Genomic DNA, 14,255 nt, shown 5'->3' with positions numbered 1-14,255 from the left:
GGGTTGCGTGGGCACACAGGCGCGGGATATCCCTGGATGAACGTTTTTGCCGAAGTGGGATCCGCAGACGTTCATTTCCGACGAAGGGGGTGCCGCGTGCGAGTGCTGGGTCTGTCCTCGGGCACCTCCACCGACGGCATCGACGTCGCCGCCGGGCACTTCGTTCTCGACGGGGACCTCGTCCGGCTGCGACCACTCGGGCACCGCACCGTCCCCTACTCCGCACCTCTGCGCGGGGAACTGCGCGCAGCCCTTCCACCGGGCTCCACGACCATGGAGACCGTGTGCCGGCTCGACACCGGTATCGGGCAGGAGTTCGCCGGGGCCGCGCGGGAGGCCGCCACCGATCTGGCCGGGGGCCGGGCCGATCTGGTCGCCTCCCACGGGCAGACCCTCTTCCACTGGGTGGAGGGGTCGACCGTGCACGGGACCCTGCAACTGGGCCAACCCGCATGGATCGCCGAGGCCACCGGGCTCCCCGTGGTCTCCGACCTGCGCACCGCCGACGTGGCCGCCGGGGGCCAGGGCGCCCCGCTGGCGGCGGTACTCGACACGCTTCTGTTGAACGGGCGGGGCGTGCCGGCGGCGGCCCTCAACATCGGCGGCATCGCCAACGCCACGGTCGTGCCCTCCACCGGGGCACCCACCGCGTTCGACACCGGCCCCGGCAACGCCCTCATGGACGCCGCCGTGCGCCGCGTGACCGACGGCCGCGCCGACCTGGACCTCGACGGGCGGATCGCCGCCGCGGGCCGTGTCGACCCCGACCTGTTGGCCACGCTCCTGGCCGACCCCTACTACCGGCTCGCCCCGCCCAAGTCCACGGGACCGGAGCTGTTCGGCGCCCCCTACCTCGACGCCGTCCTGGACGCACACACCGGCACACACGGGCCGGTCGAGGCCCCCGACCTCCTGGCGACCCTGGTCGAACTGACCGCCCGCACCGTGGCCGAGGCGCTCGGGCCCTTCTCCGTGGCCGAGGTGCACGTGTCCGGGGGCGGGGCCCGCAACCCGGTGCTCTCCGCGCGCCTGGCCGAACTCCTGCACCCCGCACGGCCGGTCCCCGCCGGGGACCTGGGGCTGGACGGCGACGCCAAGGAGGCCTACCTGTTCGCGCTGCTGGGTTTTTTCACCTGGCACGGGCTCCCCGGAGCGCTGCCCTCCTGCACGGGAGCGGTCCGGGCCACAGCGGCCGGGCGCATCACCCCGGGTCCTGCTCCGCTGCGCCTGCCCGCCCCCGCCGCCACCGTCCCCCGGCGTCTGGAGGTCGCCGACCCGGACAGGTGAGTGCCCACCCCCTACCGGCCACGGAGGTCAACGCGTGCACACCATCGACCTGGCGGTCATCGTCGTCTACCTGTTGGCCTCGGCCTGGCTCGGGCTGTGGCTCTCGGGCAAGCAACGCACGGTCCGCGACTACTTCATCGGCAACCGGCAGCTTCCCTGGTGGGCGGTGTGCCTGTCGGTGGTGGCCACCGAGACCAGCGCGCTGACGGTGATCAGCACACCCGGTATCGCGTTCCTGGACAACGTCACGTTCCTGCAGGTCGCGATCGGCTACTTCATCGGCCGGATCGTCGTGGCCTTCGTGCTGCTGCCCCGTTACTACCGCGGGGACATGACGACCGCCTATGCCTACCTCGGGGTGCGGTTCGGACGCGGGATGCAGGGCACCGCATCGGTGACGTTCCTGTTCACCCGGTTGCTCGCCGACGGTGTGCGCCTCTTCGCCGCCGCGATCCCGATGAAGATCGTGCTCGACGCCTTCGAACTGGAGCTGTCCTACTTCACGATCGTGGCGCTGCTCGGTGTCGCGACGATCCTGTACACGCTCGTGGGCGGCATCAAGGCCGTGGTGTGGGTCGACGTGCTGCAGATGGGCGTCTACATGCTCGGCGGGGTCATCGCCCTGGTGGTGATCGTGCAGAGCCTGGACGTCAACTTCTGGAGTGTGGCCCAGGAGGCCGGCAAGACCCAGTTCCTGGACTTCACGTCCGACCCCGTGTCGTCCCCCTACGCCACCGTCACCGCGCTGGTGGGCGGTGCCCTGCTGTCCATGGCCTCCCACGGTGCCGACCAGCTGATCGTGCAGCGCCTGCTCGGGTGCAAGAGCCTGCGCGATGCCCAACTCGCCCTCATCATGAGCGGGGTCGTGGTCTTCCTCCAGTTCGCGCTGTTCCTGACCGTGGGACTGGCGTTGTACTCCTACTACGAGCAGCAGACCATCGACCAGTTGGGGCTGGCCAACTCCGACGAGCTGTTCCCGACCTTCGTCGTCGACGGGATGCCGGTCGGGATCGCCGGGCTCGTCCTCGCAGGGATCATGGCCGCGGCGATGAGCACCCTGTCCTCGTCGCTGTCGGCTCTGTCGTCCTCGACCATGTCCGACCTGTACCAGCGGTTCTCCCGCCGCCCCCTCGACGAGGCCCGCGCCCTGCGCGTGAGCCGTCTGTTCGTGCTCGGGTGGGGCCTGGTCTTCATCGGGGCGGCGGCGTTGTTCACCGGCACCGACAACCCGGTGGTGGAGCTCGGGCTCTCGGTGGCGAGCCTGACCTACGGCGGACTGTTGGGCGCGTTCTTCCTCGGGATGTGGGTGCCCAAGGCCCGGCAGCTGGACGCGACGATCGCCTTCGCCGTCGCGGTCGCGACGATGTCGTCCCTGTTCCTGTTCGCCCCGGAACTGGTCGGGTTCACCTGGTACACCGCGATCGGTCTCACCCTCACCCTCGGCCTGGGCTATCTGCTCTCGCGGCGCCACCGTGGGGACGCGTCCGGTACGGCCGAGACCGACCTGTCCCCGCGCCCCGACGCCGAGGAACGCATCTGACCGACCGCCCCGGCCGAGCGCGAGACCGGGAGATCGACGTGGTGCTGATGGATCTGCGTAGGCCCCGGATGTCCGGGGTGCACGCCATCACCGAGTTGGGTGAGCAGGCCCCGCACGTGCGGGTTCTGGTGCTGACCACGTTCGACAGCGAACGCGACGTGCTGCCCGCGGTGGAGGCCGGGGCCCACGGGTACCTGCTCAAGGACGCCACCCCTGACGAGTTGGTGCACGGGGTACTGGCGGTGCACCGGGGCGAGTCGGTGCTGTCCCCGGCGGCCGCCTCCCATCTGATGGGGCGCGTACGTGCACCTCGGGGCGACTGCCGAGCCGCCGTGAACGGGACAGCGTGTGGCCCGTCCGGGCACGGGGCCGAGGCCTCGCACGCGCTGCACCGACCACGGGTCCGTGGCCTCGTGCCCTACAGGTGTCACCGGACGAGGAGCCCGGTGGTGGGACGGTGGAGGCCCTGCCCTACCGTGGACCGGTGTTCGACTCGATCCTGGTCCTCCTCGCGTTCGGTTGCCTCACCGGCCTGACCACGGTGCTGTTCGGTTTCGGCGGCGGTTTCGTGACCGTTCCCGTCGTCTACGGTGTCGTGTCGGCCTCCTCCGGCCAGGACACCGACCCCATGCACGTGGCAGTGGCGACGTCGACGGCGGTGATGGTGGTCAACGCCTCCGGTGCCACCCTCGCGCAGCTGCGCACGGGACGCCTGCGCCGGGAGTACGTGTGGCCTCTGGCGGTCTACGTCACCGTCGGCGCGGCCGTGGGTTCGGTGGGTGCGCTCGCCCTCGGCGACCGGGTACAGCACGTGCTGTTCACCGTCTACCTGGTGTGGACGATCCTCGACAGCCTCCTGCGGCGCGGTTTCCTGTCCCACGCGGAGGGCGCCGAACCCCGCCGTCTGGGCCGCGGCACCGTGACCGCGGGCGGGATCGGTATCGGCACGGTCGCCTCCGCCCTGGGTGTGGGCGGAAGTGTGCTGACGGTGCCGTTGCTGCGGCGCCGGGGCCTGCCGATGGCGGACGCGGCGGCGATGGCCAACCCGCTGGCTCTGCCGGTCGCTTTCGTGGCCACGGTTGTGTACGCGTTCGCGGGCGGTACCGGTGCCGGCGGGCACCTGGGGTACGTGGACCTGGTGGCGGGGGCGGCCCTCCTGGCCGGGTCACTGCCGACGATCGCGCTCGTCCGGCGGATCGTGGGGCGGATGCCGGACCGGGTGCATGCCTGGTTCTATGTGGGGCTGCTCGTGGCGGCCCTCGTGGGCATCAACGTGGTCTGACCCGGACACGGCCCCGGGCACAGAACCGCCCCGTCGCGGGGGCGAACGGGGCGGTTCTGTGGGGTGGGGGCCGGGGACCGGAAGGGTCAGTCGCCCTCGGCGGGAATGACGCTGCCCTGGTACTCCTCCTCGATGAACTCGAGGGTCTCGTCGGCCAGCAGGAGCTCGCCGAGGGTGGCGATGCGCGGATCGTCGGCGTTCCCGGTGCGGGCCGCGAGGACGTTGACGTAGTCGTTGCCCTCGACCTCTTCCAGGAGGATGGAGTCCTCCTCGAAGTCGAGCCCGGCCTCCTGCGCGTAGTTGTTGTTGACGATCGCGGCGTCCACGTCACCGAGTGAACGCGGCAGCTGGGGCGCCTCGACCTCGTGGAAGTCCAGGTCCTCGGGGTTGTCCTCGATGTCGGAGAGTGAGAAGTCGGCTTCCTCGACCCCGTCGGCCAGGGTGATGAGGCCGCTCTCCTCCAGCAGCACGAGCGCACGGAACTCGTTGGTGGGGTCGTTGGGCAGCGCGATCTCCGCGCCGTTCTCGAGCTCCTCCACCGAGTCGACCTGCTCGGAGTAGAGCCCCAGCGGAGGCAGGTAGGCCTGTTGCACGGCGGTGAGGTCGGTATCGTTGCCCTCGTTGAACTCCAGCAGGTAGGGCTCGTGCTGGTAGAGGTTCGCGTCGATCTGTCCCTCGGCGAGGGCGGTGTTGGGCGCGATGTAGTCGGAGAACTCCTGGATCTCCAGGGACAGTCCGGCGTCCGCGGCGAGCTCCTCGTCGATGAACTCCAGGATCTCCCCGGCCGGGACGGCGGTCGCACCGACGGTCAGGGTTTCCCCGCCGCCCGTGGAGTCCGCCTCGTTCTCGGACGGTGCACCACAGGCGGTCAACGCCAGTACGGCCACAGCGGCAGGGGCGATGACGGCGGAGCGGTGCATTGCGGAGGTTCCCTTTCGTGTACGTGGAGGGAGACACCTGTGGGCGGTTCGTAACCAGATCAGCAGGTATTTCCGATTTACCCGATTTTAAAGGCAGGGCCAGACGCCGCGCCACCCCGGGTGACCAAGGACACAGGCCCGCCCGCGCCGACACACCCGCTTCCCGCCGCGCGGACTCACCCGGCTCCAGCGCCTGCGTTCCGTGCCCGTGCGTGCTCGCGTGCACCATTGGCCAGTACATAACAGGCAAATTATGACGGATGACGAATTTCCCCCAGTAGTGCGGCATAACCCAAAGGCTTCGGAAGATTTTTCGGCGAGATTCTCCGTTCCCGCCCCACGGAGCACTCTGATGGTGCAGGATGATTCTCGAAGGCGAACAACGGCCCCGTAACTCTCCGCACCCCCTGTCGGAGATGGCCCCTCCCCGCCGACGAGGGTCGCTTCTCCTTCACCCCCTCCGGCCCCCGGTGCCACCCGCACCGGGGGCCTCTTCATGCTCTCCCTCCCCTTACACGGGCCTTATCGGAAGAGGGAACAGACTCCAGGTTCAACGCGACACGCACCGGACACGAACGGAGTGCTGATGATCGGCGAAGCGATCGAGTGGTTCAAGGGGCTCTTCGGCGGCGAGGCGGGCGAGCTCGCCCAGGACGTCGCAGAGTCCTACGGCCAGGAGGCGATGGAAGGCGTGCAGGAGAGCACGGAGGGGGTCCAGGACGGCATCGAGACCGCCACGGACGCCGCCGAGGACCCCGGCGGCACCGCCGTCGACGCAGCGCGGGACGAGCTGCTCGGCGACAACTGACCGGAGCCCCCGCCCTCCACCGCCCCGAGCCGCACGGTGCGGGCCCGCAGCCGAAAGCCCCCACACCGCACCGTGCGCCGTGGACACACACCACGCACACCGACCACACCCGACAAGGCGCACCCAAACCACCCCGGCAGGTCGCACCCCCACAAATAGGCACTCTGAGTAGCATCACAGGTGCCCAAAGCAAGGAACCAGGGGGAGCAACAGCATGATACGACCGCCCGTCGAACCGCACCACATGCCGGCCCGCATCACCACCGGGGCCTTCATCCTCAGCTCGGGCCTGGACAAGCGCGCTGTCGACGAGGAATCCGCACAAGGCATGCACGGCATGGCCGCCAAGGCCTATCCGTTCCTCGACAAGATCGCTCCCAAGCCCTTCGCCAAGCTGGTGTCGACCTCGGAGATCGCCCTGGGCGTCGCGCTCCTGATGCCGATCGTGCCCACGAAGGTCGCCGCCGCCGGCCTGACCGCGTTCAGTGCCTCACTCCTGGGCATATACCTGCGCGTCCCCGGGATGCGGCGCCCCAACAGCATCCGTCCCAGCGACGAGGGGCTCGCGGTGGCCAAGGACGTGTGGATGTTCGGCACGGGCCTGTCACTGCTCATGGACCCGGGCCAGGCGCACGGCGAGTCCCGCCCGTGCTCCTGGCTGGGTTCGAAGCGCTGATCCCACGGCACGGCTCCGGTGTCCCCGTGTCTCCACGGCGGGCCGCCCTGCGACGATGGGGCGGCCCGCCGTGTTTCGTGACCGGTGGGGCGCGTGGAAGGGAGACGGTCGTGGGAGAGACGTTGCGGACCGACACGGTCGTGGTGGGGCTCGGCGCCATGGGGTCGCAGGCCCTGTGGCAGCTGGCACGCCGGGGTGTGCCGGCCGTGGGGGTGGAGCAGTTCTCCCCCGGGCACGACCGGGGGTCCAGCCACGGCGAGTCGCGTATCATCCGGACCGCCTACGTCGAGGGCGCCGAGTACGTGCCGTTCGTCCGCGCGGCCTGGGAACAATGGGCCGACCTGGAGCGGGCCTCGGGCCAGGAGCTGCTGCTGCGCACCGGAACGATCATGGCGGGCGCCCCGGACTCGGGGGCCGTCTCGGGCGCGCTCACGGCCGCCGCCCACCACGGCCTGGAGCACACGCACCTCTCCCCGCAACAGGCACGGGAACGCTTTCCCCACCACCGGTTCGCGCCGGGTGAGGAGGCGGTCGTCGAACAGGAGGGCGGGGTCCTGCTCCCGGAGGCCGCCATCGGGGCCGCCGTCCGCCTCGCGCGGGAAGCCGGGGCGCGGGTCCTGACCGGGGCGCCCGTGACCCGGATCGTGCCCGACCCCGAGCAGCCGACCGTGTGGGTGGGCGATACCGGGATCCGGGCGCGCCGGGTCGTGGTCGCGGCGGGTTCGTGGACGACGCGGCTCCTTCCCCAGCTCCCGGACCTGGGCATCAGGGTGGAACGCCGGGTCCTGGGCTGGTTCCCCCTCACCGGTGACCCCGCTCCGCACACCGGCGGCCAGGTCTTCGCTCGCGACGAGGAAGACGGAACGCTCTGGTACGGGTTCCCGAGCCTGGACGGGCTCACCGTCAAGATCGGGGTACATGCCGAGGCCTCGGGTGCACGGTTCGAGGGCGCGCAGTGGGGCGAACCGGTCGATCCGCGTGTGGGACCGCGTGCGCCGGACGCCGCGGACAGGGCCCGGTTGGGCCGTCTGGCCGCGCGGTTGAACGGGGTCGGGACGCTCCCCGAGCGTATGGCCGCGTGCATGTACACGATGACCCCGGACGAGGACTTCCTCATCGGGCACCGCAGTGAGCTGCCCGGTCTGGTCCTGGCCGGCGGGTTCTCCGGGCACGGGTTCAAGTTCGCCTCGGCGGTGGGTGCGGCCCTGGCGGATCTGGCTGAGCACGGCCGTACCGACCTGCCGATCGGGATGTTCGACCCGCAACGGCCCCAGTGATCGACGGTTTGCGTGGGCGGTACGGGCCGGCCCGTGCCGAGGGACGGGACGGCACCGCGTGCGATCATGTGCGCGGTGTCGGCGCGAGCACCTCTCCTCCGTGGTCCCCGTCGAAAGGAAGCCCATGCCTCAGCCCTCTGCCCGTACCGCCCTGGTCACCGGCGCCTCCTCCGGTATCGGGCGCGCGGTGACGGCCGTCCTCGTCGAGCGGGGACACCGGGTCGTCGGCACCAGCCGCAAACCCGAGACGATCACCGATCCGGTGCCCGGTGTGGAGTACGTGGCCCTCGATCTGGCCGACGAGGCCTCGGTGAAGGCCTGCGCCGAACATGTGGGCGCCGTCGACGTGCTGGTCAACAACGCCGGGGAGAGCCAGAGCGGCCCGTTCGAAGAGCTCCCGGGCGCAGCAGTGGAACGGTTGTTCCGCATCAACGTGTTCGGTGCGGTGCGGCTCACGCAGCTGGTCCTGCCGGGGATGCGCGAGCGCGGGTACGGGCGTGTGGTCATGGTCGGCTCGATGCTGGCCAGTTTCCCGCTGGCCTACCGTTCCTCGTACGTCGCCTCCAAGGCCGCGGTCAAGGGGTTCGCGAACGCGCTGCGCCGGGAGGTGGCGCCCTACGGGGTGGGGGTGAGCACGGTCGAGCCGGGGTCGATCAACACCGGGATCAGCGAGCGGCGCACTCAGTACCTGCGGGAGGACTCCCCGTTCCGTGGGGAGTACCGGACGATGCTGAGCGCGCTCGACACCAACGAGTCGAGAGGGATCTCGGCGGAGCGGGTCGCGGGAACGGTACTGCGCGCGATCGAGGCGCCCACTCCGCGGCCGCTGTACGCGGTCGGGAGCAACGCGCCGGTGGTGTTCGCGCTGCGTCGTCTGTTCCCGCGGTCGTTGATGCTGCGGATCGTCGCGCGCAAGCACGGGCTGTGAGCGGGCCGACCCGGCCGTCCTCGGAGCGGAGCAAAGGGAAACGCGGCCGGTCCGGGTGAGAATGTGAGCGAGCACGCTCGTCCGCCGCTCCGTCCCAGGAGGCCCCATGAGGCAACAGGTCCACTTCGTGACGCTCTCGACCACCGACCTGGACGCGGCACGCCGCTTCTACCGGGACGGCCTGGGCTGGGAGCCGCTCGCCGACGTACCGGGCGAGGTCCTGTTCTTCCAGGTGGGACCGGGGATGGTGCTCGGCCTGTTCGACTCGGTGAAGTTCGATCGTGACCTGTCGGGCACGGAGGCCTCCGCCACGGCCGGCCCGGCGATGTCCACCGACGCTGCTGTGTCGGGGGTGACCCTGGCACACAACGTGGAGGGGCCCGAGGAGGTCGCGTGGACGGTCGAGGCCATGGTGCAGGCCGGGGCCCGGGTGCTGCGCGCACCGGAGCACGGCGAGTTCGGCGGGGTGCGCCATGCGTTCGTCGAGGACCCCAACGGGGTGGTGTGGGAGGTCGCGCACAACCCCGGGTGGCACATCGACCAGTCCGGGAACGTGGTGCTGGGGTGAGCTCCGGCTCTCTCTCCCTCGGGTCAGACGATGCCGACGACCTCGCTGCTCCCGGGGCGGGCCAACACGATCCCGCCCGGGACCCCGTGCAGGGACACCCACGGCTCGGCCTGCTCCTCGGGCACGTCCCCGGACGCGGGCTCCAGGGTGACGTGGACCTCGGTGGCCGCGGGTTCCTCGGCCGGTTCCTCCCCCTCGGCCCAGGGGCGCACCGCCAGGGTGACGGTCTCGGATCCGCCCCCGGTGGCCCGCGGGGCGGCCGTGACCAGGGCATCCTCGAGTGGGACGGGGCGGATGCGTTCCTTGCGCCCGTCCTCGGACGCGGGGGTCTCCTCCGCCGGTGCGGTCCGCTCGCCCCCGTCGAACTCCCGCCAGGTGTAGGTTCCGGAGCCGCCGTCCTCTCCCCAGGTCAGGTAACCGTCGGTGGTGAAGGTCCAGGTTCCCTCGTGCCCGGCGGGGCCGCCGAACCCCGGCAGGTCGCGCGCCACCACCTCGCCGTTGCGGCCGAAGAGGACGTTGCCGCTGTCCCTCCCGTCCTCGGAGGCCCATGCGAACGCGAACAGATGGCCGTCCTCGGAGGTGTGGATCCACATCTCGTCGCTGGGCGAACTCATGTCCACGTCGGTGTGCCACAACCAGGTCCCGGTGCCGGGGACGAGGCCGTGCAGGGTACGGACGGAGCCGCGTCCCCCGCGTTCGCCGGTCATGATGTCCATGTCGCACTCGAGGAGGACGACGATCTCGTGGCGGGTGACGTCCTGGCCGAGGCGTGAGCAGTCGCCCATGGGTTCGTAGGTCCAGCGCTCACGTCCGGTCCCGGGCACGTACCCGGCCACGGTCGTTCGGCCTTCGCCGCTGCGCAGAGTGGTGAGAACGTCGCGGTGCACCAGCGGGGTGAGGTCGCCCTGATGCTGGTACTTCGTGGGGTGGGCCGTGCCCGGGCTCCGGTACTCGCCGACCTCCTGCCCGGTGTCGGCCTCGAGCACGACCAGGCGTTGGACGTGGCTGCCGTCGATGTCACGGGCGGGATAGGTGAGCATGACGTCGGTGGCGCCGGGTGAGGCCTGCATGTCGACGGCGTGCTCCCCGGACCTGCGGTAGTGCCAGCGTTCCTCCCCGGTACCGCCGTCCAACAGGGCGACCCCTTCGGTGGAACGGACGAGGACCCCGGTGCGTGTCGGGGCGACCTCCAGGACCGGGCCGCCGTCGGGGGTGGACCAGCGCCACCCGATGCCGCCGACGGTGCCGGGCAGGCCGGTGCCGAGGTCGTGATCGCCGTCGCCCGAGTGTGCGGTGGTGGCCTCGACCGGCAGAAAGGTGGTGAACAGGGCGGTCAGGGTGACGGCTGCTGTACCCGCGAGGAGACCGGCCCCGGCGCCGGCCGCCCGGGAGCTGCGGGAGCCGCGGAGCGCGGTCGGGGAGACCGCGAACAGGCACAGGACCAGGACGACGGCGGTGGCGCCCAGGGCGAGTCCGTAAGGGGAGAACTCCATGAACCGGGGGTCCCCGGGGCCCGCAGCGGGGCTCGCCGGCGCCCACCAGAGCGGTACGAGGACCACGGCGGAGACCAGGAAGGTGGCCACGGCCAGGATGCGGCGCGGGCGTCCGGGGGCCGATACGCGGGAGAGCAGGTTGACCCGGGCGGCCGGGCGCTCCTGCGCGGCCGGCCCCTTGGAAGAGGCGTCCAAAGGTTCGGGGTGGGTCGCCCGCTCCCGCAGTGAAGCCGCCGGTGGCGCTGCGTGGCCGTCGGTGCGGTGCGCACAGGCGCATTCGTCCCGTGCGACGGCACCGGCCCGGCGGTGTTCCATCTCGTGCAGGCATACCAGGGGCAGGGCCAGGACGGTGCACAGCCCCCAGATCCAGACCAGGTGGACGGGCCACGGGACGTAGCCGGCCACTGCGTGGACGTCGACGGCGGCCAGGGCGAGCGTCACCGCGCCGGGCAGGAGGAGCCCGGAGGCGAACCAGAAACGGACCGGCGAAGGGGGCACCCTCCGGAACATAGGGAACAGAGGAGCTTTCGGTCAACGTCTCCGGGCGTCCTTGCCGTGCCGTTGCGGGATCGCCTGCCGTATCCGGGTGGGGCAGGTGGGGCCTCCGTGCCCTGTCGTTCTAGGTTGGTCGCAAGAGCCGTACACGACCGTGGAGGTGACGCGGGTGAGCGTCGTCAAGTTCAACGTCCTGACCGTTCCCGAGGGTGCCGGGGCCACGCTGGAGGAGCGTTTCGCCAAGCGTGGGGGCATGGTGGAGAACCAGCCGGGGTTCGAGGAGTTCCAGCTCCTGCGTCCGGTCGAAGGCAACGACAAGTACCTGGTCTACACCCGCTGGCGGTCCGAGGAGGACTTCCAGAACTGGGTGAACGGCCAGGACTTCCAGCGCAGCCACTCCGAGAGCGGCAAGGGGTCCCCGGACGGGGGCGGCGACAAGCCCGCGCCGGCCGCGAGCGACAGCGAGGTGTGGGGCTACGAGGTGGTCCAGCGCGTCGAGGGCAAGAGCTGAACCCGGCCCGCTCGTGTGCGGTCCGGGCCCGGTCTCCGCGTTCCGGACCGCACATCGGGGTCTGCGCGCCTCGACGGGGAAGCGGGACGTGGTTTTCCGCTCGCCCCGGGAAAAGCATTTGTGCTTCCCCCCGGGGCCCTGTAGAAAACAGGTCACATACCGGGCCGCCGGGCCCGGGCCGACGACGAAGAGGAGGTACGAGCGATGTTCCCCGCCGACCGAGCGCCCGTGACTTCCCGAGGGCCCTGCTGAGAGGACCTCGCAGGACGGGTGCGCGCACAGAGAGTGCACCATGACCACGATTCCGCGTGAATTGACCATCCGTCCCCTGCACGGCACGGAGGAAGTCGAGCTGTTCAACCGGCTCCCCTTCGTGCTCAACCCCGAGATCGCCGCCGACCTCGGCGAGGGGCGCCGCCGCACCGATTGGATGTGGGTGGCCCTGGACGACGACCGGCTCCTGGCCCGCCTGTCGTTCTGGCGCCGCGGCCCGAAGGACACCGTCCCGTTCCTGCTGGACGTTCTGGACGTGGACGACACCGCCGAGGACCTCGACCGTGTGGCCGTGCTCGCGCAGCTGTTGCGGGCCGCGTGCGACCAGGTACTGGACCCCGACGGTTCCTGGCCCGAGTACCTACGGTTCGTCGACGCCGGTTGGCGCGAGCACACCGGCCTGCGGCGTGCGGTCGAGGAGCGGATGGAGGCCGTCTCACGTATGGGCGGTGTCCCGTTCGTCGAGCGCCTGCGTTACGCCTGGCGTGCCGCGAAGGCCCCCGTTCCTTCGGTTTCGGGCCGTCTGCGGTTCCGGGGGATCCGGGACGAGGAAGAGATCCTCGGCCTCATGGTCCGTGCCCTGGAGGGCACCCTCGACGGGCACGACCGCGCGGACCTGGCCGGGACAGGCCCGAAGCAGGTGGCCCGGGACAATTTCGACGACGAGTTCGCTCGGTACTCCACGCCCCGTTCCTGGTGGCGGGTGGCGACGCTCGAGGACGGCGAACCCGTCGGTTTCGTACTCCCGGCCCGCAACGCCAAGCACCCGATCATCGGATACATCGCCGTGCTGCCCGAGCATCGCGGCCGCGGGTACATCGACGACCTGTTGGCCGAAGGGACACGGGTGCTGACCGAGGAAGGCGGTGAGTCCCGCGTGCACGCCGCCACAGACCTCGGCAACGTGCCGATGGCCCGCGCGTTCGACCGGGCGGGGTACACGACGCTCAGCGGTGTCGTGACAATGGTCTGGCGCTGACTGCACGCGTGGCCCGGCGGGCGCCCCTCCGGCGCCCGCCGGGCCCTGGGGCCCACGTGCTGGGCCCAGGGGCGGGCTGCCCCGAACGATGGGCTGCGTGTGGGGCTCCTTGACCCGGGCGGGCCGCGCACGGAGGATGCGGTGATCCGCCCTCACCCGTCACTTGGAGGTCCCATGCGCACCCTGGCCCTGTTGAGCACCGGCGGCACCATCGCCACCACCGCGGGCGAACAAGGGCTCGCGGTCGGGGTCGGTGCCGACGACCTCCTCGCCGCGGCCGAGCGCGTGTGGGGATCGGGCGGGGTCCGGGTGCAAACACGCGAGGTGCACCGGCTGGTCAGCTTCGCGGAGAGCCTCGGCGACGTCCTGGCCCTGGCGCGGGCCGTCCGCGAGACGGCCCGGGACGTGGACGGCGTCGTCGTCACCCACGGCACCGACACGATGGAGGAGGCCGCCTTCCTGCTGGCCCTCACCCACGACTCCCCGGTCCCGGTCGCCTTCACCGGAGCGCAGCGCCCCTACGACGACCCGGCCCCGGACGGTCCCCGCAACCTCGCCGCCGCCCTGCGCTGGGTGGGCGATCCCCGATCGGACGGCACGGGGGTCAGTGTCGTCTTCGACGGGGACGTGGTGCCCGCCGTGGGTGTGCGGAAGGTGGACACGCTGGGCCTGAAAGCGTTCCGCGCGCCGGGGCGGGCACCGGTGGCTGCCGTGGACGCCGACGGGGTCCGGGTGCACGCCCACGCGCCGAAGGTGCCGGTCCTGCTGCGCCCGGACCTGGAACCGCCGCGGGTGGACGTGATCGCTCAGTACCTGGGCGCCGACGCCACGGCCCTGCACGCGTCCGTGGCGGCCGGAGCGCGAGGTGTGGTCGTGGCCGGTTTCGGGGCGGGCAACGCAACGCCGGAGACGACTCGGGCGTGCGCGGAACTGCTCGACTCGGGTGTCCCGGTGGGTCTGGCGAGCCGGGTGGGTTCGGGTCCGGTCTCGGGCCTGTACGCCGACGGAGGGGCGGAGCTGGTGCGTGCGGGTGCCGTGCTGATGGGCGACCTGTCGCCGTGGCAGGCACGCCTGTTGTTGGCGGCGTCCCTGACGCACACCGACAGCACCTCCGGGGTGGCCGAGCGCTGCCGGACGTGGTTGGCGGCGGTGGGTGCGGTACCCGAGCACGGCTGAGTCCGGGCCGTTTCGGTCCTTGATCGGCCACGGAACCGGGGA

Annotated in this window: 14 protein-coding genes; 12 read left to right on the top strand and 2 right to left on the bottom strand. The window is 71.2% G+C overall.

Translation table 11 applies throughout. From position 1 onward, the window contains the following. The first annotated feature begins 96 nt into the window (after positions 1–96). From D473_RS0109120 to D473_RS0109110, 4 genes are read left to right on the top strand one after another with little or no spacing between them, the layout of a single operon-like run. On the top strand, positions 97–1,287 hold the full coding sequence (locus D473_RS0109120) for an anhydro-N-acetylmuramic acid kinase (protein WP_026126773.1): 1,191 nt from the start codon (positions 97–99) through the stop codon (positions 1,285–1,287). Between the two features lie 34 nt (positions 1,288–1,321). Then, complete coding sequence (locus D473_RS0109115; protein ID WP_017608768.1) at positions 1,322–2,827, top strand: sodium:solute symporter; 1,506 nt, start codon at positions 1,322–1,324, stop codon at positions 2,825–2,827. A gap of 47 nt (positions 2,828–2,874) precedes the next feature. Continuing rightward, complete coding sequence (locus tag D473_RS28670; RefSeq protein ID WP_394296764.1) at positions 2,875–3,363, top strand: response regulator; 489 nt, start codon at positions 2,875–2,877, stop codon at positions 3,361–3,363. Continuing rightward, complete coding sequence (locus tag D473_RS0109110) at positions 3,312–4,109, top strand: sulfite exporter TauE/SafE family protein (RefSeq protein WP_026126772.1); 798 nt, start codon at positions 3,312–3,314, stop codon at positions 4,107–4,109. The genes D473_RS28670 and D473_RS0109110 overlap by 52 nt, the downstream gene beginning before the upstream one ends. Before the next feature lie 86 nt (positions 4,110–4,195). On the opposite strand, the gene D473_RS0109105 is transcribed toward D473_RS0109110, so the two are convergent. Further along, the gene (locus D473_RS0109105; RefSeq protein WP_017608766.1) at positions 4,196–5,029 is read right to left on the bottom strand and encodes a MetQ/NlpA family ABC transporter substrate-binding protein; all 834 of its coding nucleotides are present in this window, start codon (positions 5,027–5,029) and stop codon (positions 4,196–4,198) included. Between the two features lie 586 nt (positions 5,030–5,615). Between D473_RS0109105 and D473_RS0109100 the strand changes: the two genes are divergently transcribed. The 5 genes from D473_RS0109100 (at position 5,616) to D473_RS0109075 (ending at position 9,286) form a co-directional block, all read left to right on the top strand. Next, positions 5,616–5,837, top strand: a complete 222-nt coding sequence (locus D473_RS0109100) for a hypothetical protein (RefSeq protein ID WP_017608765.1) — start codon at positions 5,616–5,618, stop codon at positions 5,835–5,837. 214 nt (positions 5,838–6,051) lie between these two features. Then, positions 6,052–6,513, top strand: coding sequence for a hypothetical protein (locus D473_RS0109090; protein WP_017608764.1), 462 nt, complete (start codon positions 6,052–6,054; stop codon positions 6,511–6,513). 110 nt (positions 6,514–6,623) lie between these two features. Continuing rightward, positions 6,624–7,790 (top strand): N-methyl-L-tryptophan oxidase, encoded by a 1,167-nt coding sequence (gene solA, locus D473_RS0109085; protein ID WP_017608763.1) that lies wholly within the window; start codon positions 6,624–6,626, stop codon positions 7,788–7,790. A gap of 124 nt (positions 7,791–7,914) precedes the next feature. After that, a complete protein-coding gene (locus D473_RS0109080; protein ID WP_017608762.1) occupies positions 7,915–8,718 on the top strand; it encodes an SDR family oxidoreductase in 804 nt (267 codons plus the stop codon). A 106-nt stretch (positions 8,719–8,824) separates the two neighbouring features. After that, on the top strand, positions 8,825–9,286 hold the full coding sequence (locus D473_RS0109075) for a VOC family protein (RefSeq protein ID WP_017608761.1): 462 nt from the start codon (positions 8,825–8,827) through the stop codon (positions 9,284–9,286). 23 nt (positions 9,287–9,309) lie between these two features. On the opposite strand, the gene D473_RS0109070 is transcribed toward D473_RS0109075, so the two are convergent. Continuing rightward, entirely contained in the window at positions 9,310–11,277 is a 1,968-nt protein-coding gene (locus D473_RS0109070; protein WP_241474741.1) for a PQQ-binding-like beta-propeller repeat protein, read from the bottom strand. 166 nt (positions 11,278–11,443) lie between these two features. Between D473_RS0109070 and D473_RS0109065 the strand changes: the two genes are divergently transcribed. The 3 genes from D473_RS0109065 (at position 11,444) to D473_RS0109055 (ending at position 14,213) form a co-directional block, all read left to right on the top strand. Next, positions 11,444–11,785, top strand: coding sequence for an antibiotic biosynthesis monooxygenase family protein (locus tag D473_RS0109065; RefSeq protein WP_026126771.1), 342 nt, complete (start codon positions 11,444–11,446; stop codon positions 11,783–11,785). Between the two features lie 292 nt (positions 11,786–12,077). Continuing rightward, positions 12,078–13,037: a GNAT family N-acetyltransferase gene (locus tag D473_RS0109060; protein ID WP_017608758.1), complete on the top strand. Its 960-nt coding sequence runs from the start codon at positions 12,078–12,080 to the stop codon at positions 13,035–13,037. A gap of 174 nt (positions 13,038–13,211) precedes the next feature. Next, positions 13,212–14,213, top strand: a complete 1,002-nt coding sequence (locus tag D473_RS0109055) for an asparaginase (RefSeq protein ID WP_017608757.1) — start codon at positions 13,212–13,214, stop codon at positions 14,211–14,213. Positions 14,214–14,255 lie beyond the last annotated feature (42 nt).

Source organism: Nocardiopsis xinjiangensis YIM 90004, from assembly GCF_000341145.1.
Classification (GTDB): domain Bacteria; phylum Actinomycetota; class Actinomycetes; order Streptosporangiales; family Streptosporangiaceae; genus Nocardiopsis; species Nocardiopsis xinjiangensis.
This window is presented reverse-complemented; position numbering and strand designations above follow the sequence as displayed.

Bases quoted from the DNA above. Each gene is read 5' to 3' on its own strand.
- D473_RS28670 (WP_394296764.1), top strand. From the start codon at position 2,875: ATGGATCTGCGTAGGCCCCGGATGTCCGGGGTGCACGCCATCACCGAG.
- D473_RS0109105 (WP_017608766.1), bottom strand. From the start codon at position 5,029: ATGCACCGCTCCGCCGTCATCGCCCCTGCCGCTGTGGCCGTACTGGCG.
- D473_RS0109100 (WP_017608765.1), top strand. From the start codon at position 5,616: ATGATCGGCGAAGCGATCGAGTGGTTCAAGGGGCTCTTCGGCGGCGAG.
- D473_RS0109090 (WP_017608764.1), top strand. From the start codon at position 6,052: ATGATACGACCGCCCGTCGAACCGCACCACATGCCGGCCCGCATCACC.
- D473_RS0109080 (WP_017608762.1), top strand. From the start codon at position 7,915: ATGCCTCAGCCCTCTGCCCGTACCGCCCTGGTCACCGGCGCCTCCTCC.
- D473_RS0109075 (WP_017608761.1), top strand. From the start codon at position 8,825: ATGAGGCAACAGGTCCACTTCGTGACGCTCTCGACCACCGACCTGGAC.
- D473_RS0109060 (WP_017608758.1), top strand. From the start codon at position 12,078: ATGACCACGATTCCGCGTGAATTGACCATCCGTCCCCTGCACGGCACG.
- D473_RS0109055 (WP_017608757.1), top strand. From the start codon at position 13,212: ATGCGCACCCTGGCCCTGTTGAGCACCGGCGGCACCATCGCCACCACC.